This is a genomic window from Janthinobacterium sp. SUN026 (genome assembly GCF_030397625.1).
GTDB lineage: Bacteria > Pseudomonadota > Gammaproteobacteria > Burkholderiales > Burkholderiaceae_D > Janthinobacterium > Janthinobacterium kumbetense.
Window position 1 is genome coordinate 476,346 of record NZ_JAPQNU010000005.1, and the last position, 19,032, is coordinate 495,377.

The 19,032-nt window shown below is 64.0% G+C and carries 17 protein-coding genes; 8 read left to right on the plus strand and 9 right to left on the minus strand.

Going from position 1 to position 19,032, the window contains the following annotated elements:
• Positions 1 to 45: 45 nt before the first annotated feature.
• The 4 genes from OX459_RS23060 to tssI form a co-directional block, all read right to left on the minus strand.
• Positions 46 to 204 carry a hypothetical protein gene (locus OX459_RS23060; RefSeq protein ID WP_289906684.1) on the minus strand — a complete coding sequence of 53 codons (159 nt, stop codon included), beginning with the start codon at positions 202 to 204 and terminating at the stop codon, positions 46 to 48.
• Between the two features lie 63 nt (positions 205 to 267).
• Positions 268 to 1,293 (minus strand): PoNe immunity protein domain-containing protein, encoded by a 1,026-nt coding sequence (locus OX459_RS23065; protein WP_289906685.1) that lies wholly within the window; start codon positions 1,291 to 1,293, stop codon positions 268 to 270.
• A 2-nt stretch (positions 1,294 to 1,295) separates the two neighbouring features.
• Positions 1,296 to 3,056, minus strand: a complete 1,761-nt coding sequence (locus tag OX459_RS23070) for a hypothetical protein (RefSeq protein WP_099664641.1) — start codon at positions 3,054 to 3,056, stop codon at positions 1,296 to 1,298.
• Complete coding sequence (gene tssI / locus OX459_RS23075; protein ID WP_289906686.1) at positions 3,053 to 6,217, minus strand: type VI secretion system Vgr family protein; 3,165 nt, start codon at positions 6,215 to 6,217, stop codon at positions 3,053 to 3,055. The genes OX459_RS23070 and tssI overlap by 4 nt, the downstream gene beginning before the upstream one ends.
• A gap of 285 nt (positions 6,218 to 6,502) precedes the next feature.
• On the opposite strand from tssI, the gene OX459_RS23080 reads away from it, so the two are divergent.
• From OX459_RS23080 to OX459_RS23110, 7 genes are all read left to right on the plus strand, one after another.
• On the plus strand, positions 6,503 to 7,108 hold the full coding sequence (locus tag OX459_RS23080) for a hypothetical protein (protein WP_289906687.1): 606 nt from the start codon (positions 6,503 to 6,505) through the stop codon (positions 7,106 to 7,108).
• Positions 7,109 to 7,238: 130 nt separating this feature from the next.
• Positions 7,239 to 7,940, plus strand: a complete 702-nt coding sequence (locus OX459_RS23085) for a DUF2325 domain-containing protein (protein ID WP_289906688.1) — start codon at positions 7,239 to 7,241, stop codon at positions 7,938 to 7,940.
• A gap of 59 nt (positions 7,941 to 7,999) precedes the next feature.
• The gene (locus OX459_RS23090) at positions 8,000 to 8,836 is read left to right on the plus strand and encodes a TlpA disulfide reductase family protein (protein WP_289906689.1); all 837 of its coding nucleotides are present in this window, start codon (positions 8,000 to 8,002) and stop codon (positions 8,834 to 8,836) included.
• Positions 8,837 to 8,958: 122 nt separating this feature from the next.
• Positions 8,959 to 9,234, plus strand: coding sequence for a metal/formaldehyde-sensitive transcriptional repressor (locus tag OX459_RS23095; RefSeq protein WP_099664637.1), 276 nt, complete (start codon positions 8,959 to 8,961; stop codon positions 9,232 to 9,234).
• Positions 9,235 to 9,244: 10 nt separating this feature from the next.
• Positions 9,245 to 10,213, plus strand: a complete 969-nt coding sequence (gene dmeF, locus OX459_RS23100; RefSeq protein ID WP_289906690.1) for a CDF family Co(II)/Ni(II) efflux transporter DmeF — start codon at positions 9,245 to 9,247, stop codon at positions 10,211 to 10,213.
• Positions 10,214 to 10,304: 91 nt separating this feature from the next.
• On the plus strand, positions 10,305 to 10,646 hold the full coding sequence (locus OX459_RS23105) for a zinc ribbon domain-containing protein YjdM (protein ID WP_077402365.1): 342 nt from the start codon (positions 10,305 to 10,307) through the stop codon (positions 10,644 to 10,646).
• 67 nt (positions 10,647 to 10,713) lie between these two features.
• A complete protein-coding gene (locus OX459_RS23110) occupies positions 10,714 to 11,742 on the plus strand; it encodes an RNA methyltransferase (RefSeq protein WP_289906691.1) in 1,029 nt (342 codons plus the stop codon).
• On the opposite strand, the gene OX459_RS23115 is transcribed toward OX459_RS23110, so the two are convergent.
• Positions 11,739 to 12,143, minus strand: coding sequence for a hypothetical protein (locus OX459_RS23115; RefSeq protein ID WP_289906692.1), 405 nt, complete (start codon positions 12,141 to 12,143; stop codon positions 11,739 to 11,741). The two genes, OX459_RS23110 and OX459_RS23115, sit on opposite strands and share 4 nt — an antisense overlap.
• 62 nt (positions 12,144 to 12,205) lie before the next feature.
• Positions 12,206 to 12,433, minus strand: a complete 228-nt coding sequence (locus OX459_RS23120; RefSeq protein ID WP_289906693.1) for a protein L — start codon at positions 12,431 to 12,433, stop codon at positions 12,206 to 12,208.
• Positions 12,434 to 12,558: 125 nt separating this feature from the next.
• On the opposite strand from OX459_RS23120, the gene OX459_RS23125 reads away from it, so the two are divergent.
• The gene (locus tag OX459_RS23125; RefSeq protein ID WP_289906694.1) at positions 12,559 to 13,236 is read left to right on the plus strand and encodes a phosphoribosylanthranilate isomerase; all 678 of its coding nucleotides are present in this window, start codon (positions 12,559 to 12,561) and stop codon (positions 13,234 to 13,236) included.
• Here OX459_RS23125 and OX459_RS23130 read toward each other — a convergent pair.
• The 3 genes from OX459_RS23130 to OX459_RS23140 form a co-directional block, all read right to left on the minus strand.
• On the minus strand, positions 13,233 to 14,138 hold the full coding sequence (locus OX459_RS23130; protein WP_289906695.1) for a LysR family transcriptional regulator: 906 nt from the start codon (positions 14,136 to 14,138) through the stop codon (positions 13,233 to 13,235). The two genes, OX459_RS23125 and OX459_RS23130, sit on opposite strands and share 4 nt — an antisense overlap.
• Positions 14,139 to 14,336: 198 nt before the next feature.
• Positions 14,337 to 14,852: a 4'-phosphopantetheinyl transferase superfamily protein gene (locus OX459_RS23135; RefSeq protein ID WP_289906696.1), complete on the minus strand. Its 516-nt coding sequence runs from the start codon at positions 14,850 to 14,852 to the stop codon at positions 14,337 to 14,339.
• Positions 14,853 to 14,873: 21 nt separating this feature from the next.
• The gene (locus tag OX459_RS23140) at positions 14,874 to 18,929 is read right to left on the minus strand and encodes a Pls/PosA family non-ribosomal peptide synthetase (protein WP_289906697.1); all 4,056 of its coding nucleotides are present in this window, start codon (positions 18,927 to 18,929) and stop codon (positions 14,874 to 14,876) included.
• Positions 18,930 to 19,032 lie beyond the last annotated feature (103 nt).

The following is a 19,032-nucleotide window of genomic DNA, read 5'->3' on the forward strand; positions in this document are numbered from 1 at the left end:
GAGCATCAGCTCGATGGTTTCGAACATCAGTACCGCCGCTGTTCTTCATGCGTTCAGGAAGCGCCACACCGTCAAGCCATAGGCGCAATCCAGATTGCGCATGATCTCGCCTTGTTCAAATCGCCGGGTTTGCGGCGGAATGTCCAGCGCTTGCCACTGTCCGGTCTGCGGGCAGGCCTCGCCGGCGTAGGCGTGCAATTCCAAAGGCTTATGCGCTGACGCAGCTCGGCGCTGGGCCAATCGCTGGCTGTGCGAGATGGACTTTGGCTATTGTTCGTCACTCCAATACCAGATGGTTTCACCGTATGCCGCATCGTCAAAAACAGGCATTATTTGGCCTTGCGCGAAGTGGCTGCGACTGTGTAATTTTGCTGGGGTTTCCCAGAAGCCAGATTGAGGGCAGGGCTCGCCGCCCTCGACGCGTCCCTTGCGCATCAGTGGTTCTGTTTCCTGACTGGTAAAGCGGCCTACTTCCCATAACTGTCGTGCATAATCGACCAGGTCTTTGGGGTAGACCAGATGGTCGATCTGGCTGTCGTCCAGGTCGAGTATAAAGACGGTCGCCCCTGCTTCGAATGCCCAGTAGCCGTAATAGGCGGCATAGCCTTCCTCGTTGATGTTGAGATGCTCATCGTACCAGCGCGGATGATTTCTCATAGCTGGGTACCACTGTTTCAGGTATTTTTGCAGCAGGACTAAGCTAGCTTTCTCATCTTCCTCATAGAATACTTGCAACAGGGTGTCGTAGGGTTTGCTGATAATGCAGGTGTCGAGGTCTTGACTGTCCTCGACATATGCGCCAATTAATTGCTCGAACAGCCCATCGTGGCCACGGTGGCTACGCAGTACGTGGATGATGCGTCGCACCGAACGCTGATCGCGTAGCAGGATGGCGATGCTGAGTAGTTGAAGCGTGTCTTCATAATCGGAAAGGATGGAAAACTGTGGCGCTCCCTCGTATTCGTATGGCCCGTATTCTGGAAAGTCAAGCGCCGCTTCCTGTTGATAAAGTTGATCGACTTCATTCCATTCTTCAAATTTATCCACGATGCCTGCAATGCGCGGCGCCAGTGCATCGATCGGCTCACCTGCCGTATAGTCGAGTATCCAGATCCATAGCGCTTCCAAATACAAAAACTGGTAAATGACAGTTTGACTTTGTGTTGATTCGGCCACTCTTTTGTTGGCAAGTTGACCTTTAATTAGTGAAAGTTGATTTTCTCGAGTTTTAGTGTAAAGCTCCTCATAAAGGAATTGTTGGCGACGGCGTTCATGGAATTCTGGGTTCTTCATTGTTATTTTCTCCGCTTTCTCTTTCCTGAAACTGCTTTGCTTGATTTATTCTTGTTCTCTTGCTGTTCTTGTTGATCGACTGGTTTTTTAGACGTTGCTTTTTCGAGGCTTCTACGTCCTTTGTCTATGCGATCAATTTCCATATAGTTGAATGTGTCGCTTATTCCATGAGTTTCTTTGTGTTTGTCATGTATTTTTATATTGTAATGATCACCTGATGCGAGTAATTCCAATGTCGCTGCAAGATGGTCGACAACTCCAGGTGCTGCTGCTAACTTGAGCTTGCCATGCGGGTGTGCCGCCGTCACGAACGGATTAGAGAGTGCGGTGCTTCCCAGTATTAGATATGTCCAGCGATTTTTTAAATTTTCAACGGATTGCATGGCACCGTTTTTGGTGCTGTTGGTAAGCCATTTTTTCCCCATCTGCGTGCCCTTTATACGTTCACCGAGCAAAGTCCATAACATCAGCTCTCTGTCGTTGAGGGATGCCGGGGGGCGTGGGATGTTGCCACGTTCCACTTCCTTTTGCAGCCGCTGGAACAGTGTGTAGGCACTGCTACTGAATTTTGCTTCGATGAAATGGAAAGTGTCGCTATTTGTCTGCCAGATGGTATCCACACCATTTTGTAGCATTTTTTTTAAGTCTTCGGGTACAAGCTCTGTCGGGCGTTTGTGTGCGTTATCGGGACCGACAACGCGCGGGTAGTCAAAGCGCCATTTTCCATTGACGTTACCGTGCGGCCAGGCGGTGGCTTTTTTAAGCACGTGTTCCATATGATAATAATCTGCCATATGCTCACCGATGAGTCCCTTTGGCCCGAATGGCACTTTGGACAGCAATTCGCGAATCGGCCGCGACGTATTCTTCACCGGTGCGGTGCCGCCGTCGCTGCTCTGGCGGTGCGAGTCGTCCACGGGTTTGTGTTCCTTGCCCTTGCCCGGCGAGTCCCGTTCTTTGGTTTTTGCTTTGGCATCCACGCCCTTGGTTTTTTTATCGGTGCTGATCGTGGGCGACTTGAACTGGGCGTTGGCGCTGTGCGGATGTGTGTTGCCGGGCTTGTGATTGTGCCTGGCTGCCGTATTGGCGCCGGTGCCGGCGGCGACGGCGATTTTTTTTGCCGCCCATAACGCGTCTTCGCCCAGCATGTCCTCGATCAAGTCCTGCAACGCCTTGGCGCCTTGCGCAATGCCGGCCTTGAGGGGGCCGCGCACCGCTTCGACTTGCGGCTTCATGTCGCGTGCCAAATGCTGCAAGTCCGACGGCAGCCACCAATGGCTGGTCGACAGGTAGCCGAGCAATTGCACGCAGTTGTCCAGCGCGCTCATGGCCGTGCTGATTGCCAGCTGGGTGTTTTGCGCCCACTGGAAGGTTTTCAGGAATTTGATCGCGGCGCCCTTGCTCTTGCCCAGCATGGCTTCGATCATGACATTGCCGCCAGCGGCCGCCGCGCCAACCTCCTTGCGGTACTTGCGCAAAGGCTTGATGATGGTCTTGAACAGGCTGCCGACTTCTGGAATGCAGCCGAACGCCGCCAGCGCCATGTCGACCCAGTCATCGCGGGTCGCGCGCGACACGCCTTTCCTGCCGACCCGGTAGATCATGCCCGAGACATCGCGCACATCCATCACCTGGTCAACCACGGGGATCAGGGAAATGGCGCCGCCGACGATCATGGCGGCCTTGCCCTGGTCGTCCTCGAAGTCGCCCAGGATCAGGTCCTTGAAAAACTCTACAATCTCATCGACAAAGTTCTGGCTCATGGTTGGGGATCCGGTTTACTGCTTTTCCTGGCCGCTTCCAGCAATGCGGAAGCCTGTTTCAGCTGCTGCCTCGCTTGCTGCAGACGGGGTTCCGCTAGCAATGGCGGCGCTACCCAGTCGCGCTGGTCCTCGCCATATTCAATGTGATATGCGCCGGGAGGAATGTTTTCGAGGCGGGCATGGCCCTTGTCGTTGAGCAATCCACTGAGGGAAGTACCATTGGCGAACGTGATTTTGTAGGGGGAGTTAATGACAGGTTCGAGATCGCCATAATGCAGGTTCAGTTCGACTGCCCGGCCCAGGTCGGCCGCATTCGGCATCGCCGGCAAGGTGGGCTGGCTGCTCGCCGGCCCCGTCAATTCCTTCATGCTGGCGTTGAAATCGATCTTGCCCGGTCCATGCAGCATGATGTTGCCGCCTTCGAGGCGGATGTACGCGCCCTGGGCCGTCATCAGGATGTGCTGCTTGGCCGCCGCCGTGACGCTCTTGGCGGTGCTGCTGACGGTGATGGCCTTGTCGGCCGTCAGCCGTGTCGCATCGGACTGGCTTTGACTGCTGACCTTGCCGCTGGCCGCATGCAGGCGGATGCCGGTTTCCTGGTTGGGCTTATCCTTGCTGCTGGCCTTGCCATAGGTAAACAGGCTGATGCCCTTGCCCAGCGCGTACAGGCTGTTGCCCTGCGCGGCAAAGTTGAGATCCGCGCCCGCCGTCAGACTGCCATTGCCGCCGGCGACCAGCACGGCGTTGGCCGGTGTGGTGGCGGCGATGCCGGACGGACTGGATAATTGCAGCTGCGGGTCGCCATACGCGCTGGCCTGGCCTTCGCCGCCCGCCGCCTGCTGGCCCTGGCCCGCAGCGGCGGCGCCCTCGGCCGTCGCGCCCAGGACCTCGATGCTGTGCTGCATCTGGGCAAGGGCGGGGAGCTGGGCGGCTGGCGCAGGCGTCTGCGGCTGGTCCGGCGTGGCAGCGGAAGCTGGCGCGGCCGCACCGGCTGTGGCCGGGCTGGGCATTTCGAGCGCGAAATGTTTTTGCGCCTGCTCGGCCAGCGAGGTCTGCAGTTGCAAGCTTTGCCTGAGCTGTTCCAGCGCTTCCTGCGCATCCATCTGGCTGCCGCCGGCATCGCGGCCATGCGCCGACAGCAGCATGCCCGCTCCCGCGCGCAGGGCAGCGCTGTGTTCTGTTTTCAGCTCGGCGCCAAAGCCGGACGGCGCCAGCCGCTGGTTGTCGCTCTGGTGGCGCAAATGGCCCAGGTTCAGTTCGGCCGTGCCCTGGTGAGGGCCGGCGTGGCGCTGCAAGGCGACACGGCCCTGGCCCGGGCTGTCGTCGAATACCAGCTGGCTGTAGGCGCCGCCGCCGCCCTGGCTGGCTTGCATGGCTTGCGTCTTGATGCCGGACAAGGCCGCCGGGTGGGCGTGGGCGCCGGCCTGGCCGGGAAACCAGGCCGGCGCGTTGCCCGTCGCCGCGCCCGTGCCCTGACTGACCTGGTTGTTTTGCGCGTCTGCCTGGCCGCGGCCGTTGTACAGCGTGCCGATGACGACGGGGCGGTCGATATTGCCTTCCAGGAAATCGACGAGCACCTCCTGGCCCACGCGGGGCAGGGCATTGCTGCCCCAGTTGGCGCCGGCGACGGGCGCCAGCGGCGTGGCTACCCTGACCCAGGTGCCGGCGCTATCGTCGCCGGGGGCGCCTGTGTGGCCGTCGGCGGCCGGATGCGCCAGGCGGCTATGGCTTTGCGCTCCCCGCTGCCAGTGGAATTGCACCTTGACGCGGTGGTCGCGGTCCGTATGCAGCTGGACGCCGGCCGGGCCGACGACGATGGCGGTCTGCTGGCCCATGATGCTGGGGCGCGGATGCAGCAGTTGCCCATGCTGGTCGGCATAGCTGCTGCGGTAGGGGATCTTGCTGCGGATGGCGTCGATGCGGTTGCGGTAGGGCGGGCGTTCGCCGATGGTGTCGCCGACGGCGTGCAGGCTGCCGGCCGCTTCGTCGCCGATCAGCGCGTCGAGCAAGCCCTTGCCGAAGCGCTGCAGCAGTCCGCCGCCGAGTTCCGCATCGAGGTTGTTATGCATCAGGTGCACCGTGCGGGTGACGAGGAAGGTCGCCGCGTCGCCATCGCCCGCCGCGTCCGTTTGCGCCTGGCCGCTCAGGGTGAAGGTGGTGCCGGGCGCCAGGGTGCGCACGGTGCCGGCGCCGGTAAACACTTCCCTGGCCGCCGTCAGCGCCTGCAACTGGCGCTCGGCAAGGCGTTGTCCGTGCTCACGCGACGGGTAGGCATAGGCGCCGGGAGCGTCGCGGCTGAGCAGCGCCATCGTCCCGTCCCTGGCGCCAGCGGTGCTGATGGGGCGCTGGCCCAGCGCGCGGTAGTCCCAGCTGGACAGTTCGATGCCGTTGGTTTGCTGGCGCAGCTGCATGCGCCAGCGGTCCATCGTGTCTTGCGGCATGACGGCGCCTGGCTGGCTGTAGGCGATGCTGGACTGGGTGTTGGGCTTGAAGCTGCCGTTGTGGTCGGCAATGACGAGGGTATGGCTGCCCAGGCTGGCGCTGCCTGCATCGCCCGTGTGTTCCGCATAATAAAACAGCCCTTCCTCGCTCATCAGCCGTTCCGCAAAGGCCCAGTCGCTTTCCTGATACTGGCTGCAGATGCTGCGTTTCGGATAGGCCGCGCGGTCGAGCAGGTCGAAGCGCCAGGCGGGCGCCAGCATGCCCTGGCCCTGGTAGCGGGCGAAGACGACTTCGAGGATGTCCGGTACCGCCAGGTCCTGGAAGACGCGGCTGTCGCGGCCGTACGCCAGGAAGGCCGTCCAAGGCTGCATGGTCAGGTTGTAGCGGGCAAAGCCGCCGTTTGCGCCCGCCAGTTCGACGGCGGTGATGTGGCCGTGGAACGGGCGCCAGTCCTCGGTGCCGGCGGCCGTGCGCAATTCCAGCAGGATGGGCTGGCCGATCAGCGACTTGAGGGGAATGGCCGCGTCGAGCGACAGGGCGGCGATGTTGAAGACATAGCCCAGTCCCAGGCCTTCCTCGCCGCGCACGCATTCGGCCAGCAGCTTGTCCGGGCCCAGGGGCGTACTCAGCTTCAGCAGGCGCGTGGCCTGGCTGAAGCCGCTGGCGACGGGTGACGTAGCAGGTGACGGCGACGCGCTTGCTTGGACCGGTTCGGACATTGATTGGAACTCCGTGTGGAGAAATGAGCGTACTTGCATTTAATTCAATGATTTGCTTATAAGATTACACCTTAGAAATAGTGATTTAACAAGCGCGATTCAATTGAATCGTGCGGCAGGCCGGGTCGTGCGCGGGCCGTGCGGGCCGTTTTTTCCCCTTCTGCTAGAGTGCGGATCTTGCCAATTCCACCATTGCAAAAAATACTGCTAAATATTACTTAGAAGCAATAATGTGGCGTGCCGTGCCTGTTTTTCGGCAGCCGTCCCACGTGAACCGGAGCAAGAATGAATACAATGAAATGCGCGGCTGCCGCCGTGCTGTGTGCCAGCCTGTCGCCCCCCATGGCGACGGCATCCCCCGTCGAACCACCGTTTCTCGATGTGCTCGTCCATCAGTACGCCAGTTGCGTCCAACCCGCCTATCACCAGGCTGAGCTGCGGGTACAGGACGGGACGGGGCGCTACCAGATCGACGTCAAGGGCGAGGTTTACACGGTCGAACTGCAGGAGCGCATGGGCTTTTCGCTGCAGGCGGGCATTGACGGTCCCGTGGCAGCCGTCGTCAAGCTGGACCGGCCGCCAACGGGGCAGTTCGGGGAGCAGGCGCGCTGGCGCGAACGCTGGCTGCGCGATGTGGCCGAGCGCAGCGGCGTGGCGCTGGAAGAGCGGGCGCTGGCTGGTGGCGCGCGCCTGCTGATCGTGAACAAGGGCGAGATCAAGGGCAATTATGTGGGCCAGTCCCTGCTGATCGATCCGGCGCGGCTGTTGTTCATCGATGTGGCGTGGCCGAACACGCTGGGAATCTATCGTGGCCCCGACGGCTTGCGGCATGTGCGGCAGGTGCAGGACGATGTATGGCAGCGCCTGCTGTCTTGCCCGCCGGCTGCGTGACGCTGGCGGCCGTCGCATACCCCTACTGCGCGCACGCGCATAGACAAATAATAATGATTCTCATTTATAATTCGAATCCATGGGGGTGCGATGGGCTGGCGCCATGGCGCCACGGTCGGTGAAGGAGGGCATGATGGGCAGTGTGTATGGCAACGAAGACATGATCGCGCACGAGCATCGCGTGCTGATGGGGGAATATGGCCGCGCGCAGGCGCGCTGCAGTGCGCAACTGGCTGCGCAGGCGGCCCGCATCGCGCAGCTGGAGTCGGAATTGATGCGCGCGCGGGCGCAGGTCGTGATCCGCGATACCCGGCTGGCGCTGGCGCGCGACGAGCTGGCCGAACTGGCGGCCAGCGTGCCGGGCTTGCCGACGCGCGCCCGGCTGGCCCGCCGGGTCGAGTGGCTCGGCGAACGGGTGCAGGACCTGATGCGCGAATTGCTGCGCCTGCAGTGGCTGCCCGCGCCTTCCGTCGTGCCCGTGCCCGCCTTGCAGGCCGATGTGCGCGAAAAAGCCGTGCTATATGTGAGCAACTATTCAAGCCTGGAACTTGGCCGGGACGCGGGTGGCGCCAACGTGGCGCAGCAAGCCATCGAGCAGGCCGGCGGGCGCTTCCTGCACCATGCCGGCGGCGACGATGGCGCCGACGATGCGGCGGCGCTGGAAGCGGGCCTGGTGGCGGCCGACTTGGTGATTTGCCAGACGGGCTGCGTCAGCCACGACGCCTACTGGCGCGTGCACGACCACTGCAAGCGCACGGGCAAGCAGTGCGTGCTGGTGGACCAGCCGCAAGCCATGCATTTCGTGCGCAAGGAAGCGCTGGCCGCTTCTTAACGCCCACTTAATCCGCATCGGGCAGAATGGCCGTCCATTCGACGTTATAGAGAGCGCCCATGCTATCCCTGCAAATCGGTCCCCTGGCCCTGCCTACGGGCCTGGTCCTGCTGATCGTTTCCCTGTGCGTCGCCTACGGCGCGGCGTGGTCGCTACGGCGCTATCGCCAACTGCCGGACGCCGGTTCCCTCGTTTCCGACATGCTGATCGCCGGCCTGCTGGCGGCGCGGCTGGCATTCGTCTTGCGCTGGCACGAACAGTATTTCAGCTCCCCCTCGGCGGCACCCTGGTCCATCCTCAATATCCGCGACGGCGGGTTTCTGGCGCCGGCCGGCATCGCCGCCGCGCTGGCCATCGCCGCGTGGCGCTGCCGGCGTCCCGCCATGGCGGCCATGCGCCGCCCTCTCGCCATCAGCGTGGCGTCGGGCGCGCTGGCATGGGGCGTGCTGAGCGCGGGGATCTCGCTGGCCTACGACAAGCCGGCGGCCTTGCCGGCCGTGGTGCTGCAGGCGTTCGATGGCGCGCCGGTGACCCTGGCGGCGCTGGCCGGCGGCAAGCCGCTGGTGGTCAATCTGTGGGCCAGCTGGTGCCCGCCATGCCGGCGCGAGATGCCCGTGCTGGCCGCCGCGCAGCAGGCGCGCGCCGATATCGTCTTCGTGTATGCGAACCAGCGCGAGGATGCGGCTGCGGCCAGCGCTTTCCTGGACAGGAGCGGCGCGACCCTGCGCAATGTGCTGCTCGACAGCGAGGCGGCGCTGGGCAAGGCGGCCGGTTCATCGGCCCTGCCCACCACCCTGTTCTATGACGCGCAGGGGCGCCTGGTCGATACGCACCTGGGCGAATTGTCCGACGCTTCGCTGGCCAGCAAGCTGCGCAAGATCGCGCCGGCGCCATAGCGCCTGTTCCTGCCTGAATGAGCCGCCCATCCGCGAGGATGCGCGGCTTTTTTTAACGCCTTGCCGCACGCGGCGCGCTTTCTGATAGTATACCCCCCTATAGTATTTATCGGAGTGGAACCATGGGACACACGGCGCACAACAAGACCAAGCTGTTGAACAGGATCAAACGCATCAAGGGACAGGTGGAAGGCCTGGAACGGGGCCTGGAAGAGGGGCGCGACTGCGGCGAAGTGCTGCAGCTGATCGCGGCCGTGCGCGGCGCCGTGAATGGCCTGATGGCCGAAGTCATCGAAGAACACCTGCGCGAGCACGTGGCCAGTCCCGATATCTCCGGCGACGAGCGGGCCAGGGGCGCCGACGACATCGCGGGCATTCTGCGCACCTACCTCAAATAAGGAGCACGTCATGCAAACGCCATCCATCAAGGAAGACCTGTCCGCCTGGCAGCATGAACACGTGTTTGGCGCCGCCAGCGACAAGGCGGAACGCCGCGCGCGCATCGTCATGTGGATCACCCTGGCCACCATGGTGCTGGAAATCGTCGCCGGCTGGTGGTACAACTCCATGGCTCTGCTGGCCGACGGCTGGCATATGAGTTCGCACGCGCTGGCCATCGGCCTGGCCGCGTTTGCGTATGCGGCCGCGCGCCGCTATGCGCGCGACCCGCGCTTTGCCTTCGGCACGTGGAAGATCGAAGTGCTGGCCGGCTACACGAGCGCCATCCTGCTGCTGGGCGTGGCCGTGCTGATGGTGGCCGCTTCCGTCGAACGCCTGTTCTCGCCGCAGCCCATATACTATCCGCAGGCGATGGCGGTGGCGGCTTTCGGCCTGGCTGTCAACCTCGTGTGCGCGCTGATCCTCGGCGGGCACCACGACCACGACCACGGGCATCATGCTCATCATGACCATCACGGTCACCATGAGCACCATGGCCACGGCGAAGACTTGAACATGAAGGCCGCGTACGTCCACGTGCTGGCCGACGCCGCCACATCCGTGCTGGCCATCCTTGCGCTGGCCGGCGCGTGGGCTTACGGCTGGCGCTGGCTCGATCCCGTGATGGGCATCGCGGGCGCCGTGCTGGTGGCCCTGTGGGCGAAAAAGCTGATGCAGGAGACGGGCAAGGTCTTGCTGGACCGCGAGATGGACCACCCCGTGGTGGATGAAATCCGCGAAGCCGTGGAAGTGGAAAGCGCAGGCGACACGCCGCGCGTCGTCGATCTGCATGTGTGGCGGGTCGGTAAGCAGCTGTATTCATGCGCCCTGTCCGTCGTCAGCCGCGACGCCAGCCTGACGGCGGCCGAACTGCGCGCGCGCATCGGCATCCACGAAGAAATTGTCCACAGCACCATCGAGATTATTCGCCGCCATTGATAATGATGGCGAAAAAAGCAAGCTGATGCGGGGCGTAGGCAGTATAATGTCGGCTTTTACAGCACGCGCTGTTCACCAGACAGAGAAGAAAATGAGCACATTACCACCATGCCCGCAATGCCAATCCGAATTCACGTATGAAGACGGCAGCCAGTTGATCTGCCCTGAATGCGCGCATGAATGGTCGGCCACTGCTGCAGAAGCGGCGGAAGAGGGCGCCAAGGTGTACCGTGATTCGGCCGGCAATATCCTGCAGGACGGCGACACGGTCAGCGTCATCAAGGACTTGAAATTGAAGGGCGGCGGCGGTGTCGTCAAGATGGGCACCAAGGTCAAGAACATTCGCCTGGTCGACAGCGACCACGATATCGATTGCAAGATCGACGGCTTCGGTTCCATGAGCCTGAAAACCGAGTTCGTGAAAAAGGTCTAAGCCTTTTCCTTGCCATTCGCGGCGCGCCTCGCATTCCTGCCGGCGCGCCGTTTTTTATTCAGAATCCATGCAAATCGATCATCTCCGCCAGCGCCTGCGCGCCCTGGGCGCCAAGCCCCTGCACGAACAGCGCGTGCTGCGCGACTGGATACAGGCGCAGCCGCATGACCAGGGCCGGCGCCGCGCCGAGGATTTTTTGCCGCTGCCCGTGCGCGAGGCCTTGCCCGCGCTCGACCTGGAATTGCAGGGCATGCTGAAATTGCTCAGCACGCACCCGGGCGCCGACGGTTCCGCGCGCCTGCTGGTGGGGCTGCACGATGGCCAGACGGTGGAAAGCGTGCTGCTGCCGCGCGATGGCTTGTGCGTGTCCAGCCAGGTCGGTTGCGCCGTCGGCTGCCAGTTCTGCATGACGGGCCGCGACGGCTTGATCCGGCAAGTGACCAGTGGAGAAATTGTCGCCCAAGTGGTACTGGCGCGCACCTTGCGCCCCGTGAAAAAAGTCGTCTTCATGGGCATGGGCGAACCGGCGCATAACCTGAACAACGTGATGGAAGCGATCGAGCTGCTGGGCACCGAGGGCAATATCGGCCACAAGAACCTCGTGTTTTCCACCGTGGGCGACCCGCGCGCCTTCGAGCGCTTGCCGCAAGGTCGCGTCAAGCCGGCGCTGGCCCTGTCCCTGCACACGACGAAGCGAGAGCTGCGCGAACAGCTGCTGCCGCGCGCGCCCAGGCTCACCCCGCAGGAACTGGTGGACTTCGGCGAATCGTATGCGCGCCTGACTGGCTACCCGGTGCAGTACCAGTGGACCCTGATGGAAGGCGTCAACGATGGCGAGGACGAGATGGATGGCATCGTCGCGCTCTTGCAGGGGAAATATGCGGTGCTGAACATGATCCCGTATAACACCATAGCCGACTTGCCGTTCAAGCGCCCCAGCTGGGAAAAGGCCCGCGCGATCGCCGCCGCCTTGCACGCGCGCGGCGTGCTGACCAAATTGCGCGATTCGGCCGGGCAGGACGTGGAAGGCGGCTGCGGACAGTTGCGGGCGCGCGAAGCGAAGGGCAGGGTCATCCCCATCCGCGCCGGCGTCTAGACACCACCCAGCAAGTCGCTTTCATTCAATATCGCAAACGCGATCTCGGGATGCGCGGCCAGGCAGCGGCGCACGGCGGCCGGAATGGCGGCGCGCGTCTTGCGGCACAGGCCGGGCCGCTCCAGCAGGCGGATCTGGAAACCTCGCACGGTGCGCACTTCGCCGCTGCCCGGTGTAATCTGCAATTCCACGCCCAGGTTGTCGCGCAAGCGCTGCTGCAGCGTTCGCAACTGCGCATGGGTGGCGATGCCCTCGATATGCGCGAGCAGGCGCTTTTCTTCCGTCAGGTTCAGGCGCAGGATGGCAAGGTCCGCCTGCGCATCGTCGAGCAGGCGCTCGCGTTCGCAGTCGCACAACTGCGGCGGGCACTCCTTGCGGATTTCAAAGTCGACGATGCGCATACGCGGCTTCCAATGGCGATCCCGGATAAATCAAGTATCGTCCGCCACCTGGCGCATGTCAATCAGCGCGGGCTGACGATCAGGCGCCAGCGGATCGGCCCCTGCTCGCTGTTGTGCTGGTGGTGGTTTTGCGGCGGCATGACGTGGCCTTCCGTCGAGACGATTTCGTGCGCGCAGCCGTCGCAGCGGTAGATGCCCGAATACGGCACGGCTTCGCCCGGTGACGTCAGTTCATCGAAACGCGGGTGCATCGAGCGGGCCACGTAGCTGGGGTTCTTGTAGTCGGCCATGGATTCCTCGGGAAGTGGGCAGGCCCCATTCTGGCACACAATCGCGCGCGGGCTTGACCGCGTGTCTTGGCGCGCGCGCCGCCCTGTGTTGTAATGTTGATCATCCCGATTGAACACGCCAGGCCATGAGAACCCGCATCAAGATTTGCTGTATCGCTTCCATCGACGAAGCGCAACTGGCCATTGCCGCCGGCGCCGACGCGCTGGGCCTGGTGGCGGCCATGCCGTCCGGCCCTGGCCCGATTCCCGATGCGCGCATCGCGCAAATCGCCGCCTGGACGCCGCCGCCCGTGGCCACGTTCCTGCTGACGTCCGAGACGACGGCGCCAGCCATCGCAGAACACGTGCGCGCCACGCAGCCGTCCACCGTGCAGATCGTCGGGCATATCGACCCGGGCGAGGTGGCTGAACTGGCGCGCTTGCTGCCGCACGTGCGGCGCGTGCAGGTGATCCACGTGGAGGGGCCCGAGGCTTTGGCGCTGATCCCCGCCTATGCGCCCCACGTCCATGCGTTTTTGCTCGACTCGGGCCGTCCCGGCGCTGCCGTGCCTGAACTGGGCGGCACGGGCCGCACGCATGACTGGAGCATCAGCGCGCGCTTCGTGCGCGCCAGCCCCCGTCCCGTCTTCCTGGCCGGCGGGCTGGACGCCACCAACGTAGCCGACGCGCTGCGCCAGGTACGCCCCTACGGCATCGACCTGTGCTCGCGCGTACGCACGGACGGCAAGCTCGATGTCATGAAGCTGGCCTTGCTGATGGCGGCCGTGCGCGACGCGGATGCGGCGCTGTATGCGGAAGGCTAATCGGCCGGCAGCTTGGCCATCTCGTGCACGAATGCTTCCGTAAATGCGGCCACCATGCCGCCGGCGGCGCGCGGCGAGATCAATCCCACGACGGAATGCGATTCTTCGTCCGGCAGGGGAATAAAACGCACGCCGGGCGGCGCCACCAGGCGCATGCTGTCCGGGACGATGGCGATGCCCATGTTCGCTTCGATCAGGTTCAGCTGCGAAGTCTTGCGCGACAGGGCGCGCGCCGCTTTCGGGAAGAATCCCTGCGCCAGGCACAGGCCCGCCACCAGATAGCTGAGGCCTCCCCGGTCCTTGTGCGGGATCGAGACGAAGGCTTCGTCGCGCAGGGCGGCGATCGTCGTGCGTTCCAGCGCGGCCAATGGCGACATCGCTGACACGGCCACCACCAGCTTTTCCGCGTACAGTTCGCGCACGACGATGTTGGCATGCTTGCGCAGGGTGGGCAGGCGCACGAGGCCCAGGTCGGCGCGGCCTTCCTCGATGTCCGCCGCCTGGTTTTCCGACGATCCCTTGGAGATATCGAGCGAAACGCCGGGGAACTGCGCCAGCAGGCGGTTCAGTACGGCGCCGATGGCGGGCGTGAGGGTGACGGAACTCGAATGCAGCAGGCGGATGATGCCTTGCGCCCCTTGCCCCACATGGCGCGTCTGGCGCACGGTTTCGTCGATATCTTCGAGGATGCGTTTGGCCCGCTCATAAAAGACCTGTCCCGCAGGCGTCAGTTCGATATGGCGCGCATCGCGCGTCAGCAGCAGCGCCTGCACCTCGCCCTCCAGATCCTTGATCTGCCGGCTCAGGGCCGATTGCGCGATATATAATTTTTCCGCCGCGCGCGAGTAGCTGCCCGCATCGACGACTTCGACAAAATAGCGGAACTGTCTGATGGAAATCAATCGTATGCCTTTTCGAGATCGGAGACTGCCTGATTTGATATTAGCCTGGCCCCGGGGTTCGCGTTACAGTGGCCTGGTCTGCTGTCACTGCAAAGGAATGGCCATGCTGGAATTGATCGGATTGCTGGGACTGCTCGTCAGTATTATCGTAAAACTGATTTTCGTCCAGATCGGCGCGGCGGCCGAGGGCAAGGAAGACTAGTATGCCAGGGTCGCCACATACGGAGCCGCCAAGCTCAAAGCTTGCAGGCGGCAAGCTGGCGCGGCTCCGTCCCATTCCGCCAGCGGCAAGCCCGCGCACTTGAGCGCCGCCTCGCGCGCCGTCCACGCTTGCGCCAGGGCCAAGGGGCGTTGAGCATCGGGCAATGAAGCCAGCTCCTGCGTCACCTGCGGCCCCAGGTAATCGCGCGCCAGATTGCACCAGTCGGCAATCGCCTGCACCCGCATCACGTCAAGGCCGACAGGGCCGTGCAGATGGACGGCGGCCAGCGAGATGCCCTCGTCATGGGTCAATGACAAACCCGCCGCGCGGCCGGCCAGCATCAGGCGCGGGGCCTGGCCAGGCGTCGACTCCACCGAAATCGCCTCGATGTCCAGCTTCAGCCACTGGGCTAGCGCCTCGCGCACGGCGGCGCGGATGCGCAAGCGGGCTTCGGCGCGCGGCAGCACGGCGGCGATGCCGATCACCAGCACGCCGTTTCCAGACCAGAGCACCGTACGATTCATCGACTGCGATCAGCTGCGCAGCGGCGCGGCCGGGCAGCCCGCCCAGTTGCTGCCGGCGGGGATATGCTCGCCCTTCATTACCAGGGTCAATGGCCCCAGGCGCGCATTGTCGCCCACCTTGGCGCTGTACAGCACGGAGCTGCGCGGGCCCATGTAGACGCGCTGGCCGATTTCCACGTGGTCGATCTTCATCACGCGGTCTTCGAACAGATGCGTTTGCGGGCAGGTGAGGGCGTTCAATTCGCTGTAGTCGCCGATGTGCACGCAGTCGAATTCCGTGATGTCGGTCGTGTCCATGTAGACGCCGCGGCCGATCTTGCAGCCGAACAGGCGGAAGGCGAGAGGCAGCCACGGCGTGCCGCGCAGGTAGCGCATGAAGTTGGGCACGGCGATGCCTTCGTACAGATTCGTCACGCCTTCCGAAATCCACACGAACGGCGTCCACATGGGCGCTGCGTGCTTGCGGTAGCGTCCCAGCAGCAGCCACTTGAACAGCACCACCACCAAAAAATTGCCGATGCCGTAGGCCAGGCCGGCGATGGCCAGGTCGCTGACCACTTCGCCCCAGCGGCCGGCACCCGCGATCGGCATCACGTCCAGCACCAGGGTATAGCCGACGGCGATCACCACCGCGTGCGGCGCGACGATGCGGAACGCTTCGATCAGGCTGCGGCCCAGGCGGCGCAACAGCGATGGCTTGAACGTCAGGTGTTCGGCAAAGCCGCTGACTTGTTCGCGCGCGGGCAGGTGCATGGGCGGGGAGCCTAGCCACGTGTCGCCGCTGTGCATCTGCTCATTGCGCGGCGCGTGCGTGTGTACGCCGATCAGCACGTGTTCGGGCAGTACGGTGCCATCCGGGATATAGCTGCCGTTGCCGACGAAGCTGCGGTGCGAGATGACGGTGGGGCGCATGGTCATCCAGCCGCCGTCGATCTGTTCGTCGCCCAGCATGACGGCGTCGGCGATGAAGGTGTCGTCTCCCAGGGTCAGCATGTCGGGCACCACGCCCAGCGCCGTGGAAATCTCGGCGCCCTTGCCCACCTTGGCGCCCAGCAGGCGGTACCAGTACGGCGCGTAGACGGTGGCGTAAATACCGTGCAGCACGTTCAGGCTCGATTCCTGGATATGGCTGACCAGCCACTTGGCGCAATAGATATTGCTGTGCACGGGCGAGATGCCCGGCTTGAGGCGCGGCAGCGCGCCCCAGCGGATGGCGGCCGACAGCAGGGCCGTGAGCACGATCAGCACGGCGCTGGCGGGGAAGGCCAGCAGGAAGTAGCGGGCCAGCTGGGTCGTCACGTCGCGGCCCTGCAGCCATGGCATCATTTCGCGCTCGTCGAACCAGTCGATCAGCACGAAGCTGGGGAAGACGGGCATGAAGAACAGCACGGCGATGAGGACCATGCCAAAGCAGAAGAACAGGGTTTCGCCCGTCAGGCGCAGGCGCGAGACGGCGGGGCGCGGCGGCTGGCTGGCCACGTCAAACGGGCCGATATCGCGCGCGGGCGAGCCAGTCCAGACCCTGCCGGCCGGCACCGCCGCGCCATCGGCCAGCGCCGATTGTCCCTCCAGGTGGCCAAACGCGCCCACGCTGGTATTGCCTTCCAGGATAGCGTAAGAGTTGATGCAGGCATCGTCGCCGATGCGGATCTGGCCCAGCAACAGGCGGCCCCGCTCGACCCTGGCGTTTTCAAAGTTGACGGCATTGCCCACGCTGACGTTGTCGCCGATGGCCAGCAGGTCGGGCGCGCGCAGGGTCATCGAGCCGATGACGACTTCCTTGCCCACCTTGGCGCCCAGCGCGCGCAGCCACCAACTGTTCAGGGACGAGCCGCTGAGCAGGTAGGCGGGCGCCGATTCGACCAGGCGGTCTGCCAGCCACCAGCGGTAGTAGGTGACGCCCCACAGCGGATAGTTGCCCGGCTTCAAGCGCCCGGCGATCAGCCACTTGCCGGCAATCGCAATGGCAAATTCGGCCAGGGTCGCCAGCAGGAACACGCCGATCGAGGCGGCGATGGCGCGCGGCACGGTGTCTCCCGTGTCGCCCGTGAAGAAGTGATAGGTGAAGAACGGCGCCATCCACTGCGCCATGCGCAGGGTGACGAGGCCAGGCACGGCCGCCGCTTGCGCGGCACCGCACAGCCAGCGTTTCCAGGTCGATGGCGGCGTCCAATCCGCTTCCGGCGTGGCCAGCGCGGGCGCTTCACCCAGCACGGCGGCGATCTTGCCGATCTGCCGGTTCTGGTAAATATCGCGCACCGTCATGTGGGCGTAGGCCGGATCGGCGCGCAGGGCGGATGCGAGGCGCGCAGCCAGGAAGGAGTGGCCACCGAGGTCGCTGAAAAAATCCAGCCGGCGCAAGATCGCCTGGCCGGGAAACAGCTTGGCCAGCGCCGCGAACAGGGCCGCTTCGGCCGGCGTTTCCGGCACGTCCGATTCGCCCGCCTCGCCTGCTGGCGGCGCCGACAATGGCATGGCCTTTAATGCTTTCCGGTCGATCTTGCCGGAAGTGAGGCGCGGCATCAGCGGCAGCAATTCAAAACGGCTCGGCACCATATACGGCGGCAAATGCAGGTTCAGGGCAGCGCGCAGTGTTTTTGCCGCCAGGGCATCCTCGGGCGCCTCGTCGCTGCCGACGATATACGCCACCAGCTGGTCGATGCCGTCGTCCTTGCGCAGCAATACTGCCACCGTGCCCACGCCCGCCTGCTGCGCCAGCACGGCTTCGATTTCGCCCAGCTCCACGCGGAAGCCGCGAATTTTCACCTGGTCGTCGGCGCGGCCCAGGCACAGCACCTGGCCGTCCGCATCGATGCGCGCCAGGTCGCCTGTGCGGTACAGGCGCGCGTCATCGTCGCTGGTCGCCCAGGGATTGGGCAGGAATTTTTCCACCGTCAGGTCGGGCCGGCCCAGGTAACCCTCGGCCAGGCCGGGGCCGATGATGCACAATTCTCCCGTCTCGCCCCTTGGCAGCAGGGCCAGGGGACGGTTTTCTCCCGCTTCGGCCACCTGCAGCACCAGCAAGCCATAGTTGGGCAGCGGCGTGCCGATGGTGACCGGTTCGCCGGGCCGCAGTCGCGCCAGGCTGCACGAGACGGTGGCTTCCGTGGGCCCATAGGTGTTGAACATGGCGCGGCCCGGGCGCGACCAGCGTTCGACCAGCGACTCCGGGCACATCTCGCCGCCCAGATTGATCAGGCGCAGGCTCGGTACTTCTTCGGCGAACAGGGCTAGCAAGGTCGGCACGGCGTGCAAAACGGTGACCTTGTTCTCTGCCAGGGCGCGGGGTAAGGCTTCCGGGTCGCCCGAGATATCCTTGGGTCCCAGCCACAGGGTGGCGCCCACCAGGTAGGCGATCCAAATTTCCTCGAACGACATGTCGAAGGCGACGGAAAAGCCCTGGTAGACGATGTCGTCTTGCGTCACTTCCAGCACGGCGTTTTCGCTGCGCAGGAAGTGGCAGATGCTGCGTTGATTGATCAGGATGCCCTTCGGCTTGCCCGTGGAGCCGGACGTGTAGATCACGTACGCTGGGTGTTCGGGCAGCACGGCGCCGCGCGCGGGCAGCGCTTCGCCCGGCGCGGCGGGCGCCAGCAGGCTTTCCGCCGTCCATACGGGGCGGCCCACGCTGGCCTCCGCTAGGCGCGGTGCAAACTGCGCGCAGCTGATGACGCCTGCGCCATTGGCGTCATCGAGGCACACTTGCAGGCGCTCGACGGGCGTGTCTTCATCGACGGGCAGCCAGGCGGCGCCAGCCTTGGCGATGGCTGTCTGCATCAGCAGCAAATGGGCGCCGCGCGGCAGCCACAGGCCCACGATGTCGCCGGGCTTGACGCCGGCCGCCACCAGGCGCGACGCCGCCAGGCCCGCTTGGGCATCGAGTTCCGCATACGTGATGCGGCGCGCGCCATCGATCAGGGCGATTTGCTGCGGGCAGCGGCGGGCCGTCGCTTCCAGCAGGTCGGCCAGCACTTCCTCGCGCAGCAAATCCGGTCGCGGCGGGCCGTACAGGATGTCGGCATGGGTGGAAGGGGTGCCTGGGCTGGCTGCGGTGAAATCGTTCATGGATGACGCTTATCTGTAATGCGGTGTGAGGAATCTGACGGGCTGCGCGTGGTGCGCAGCACAGTCGATACATTACAGCACGCAAGACATTTCAGCGTTGCAG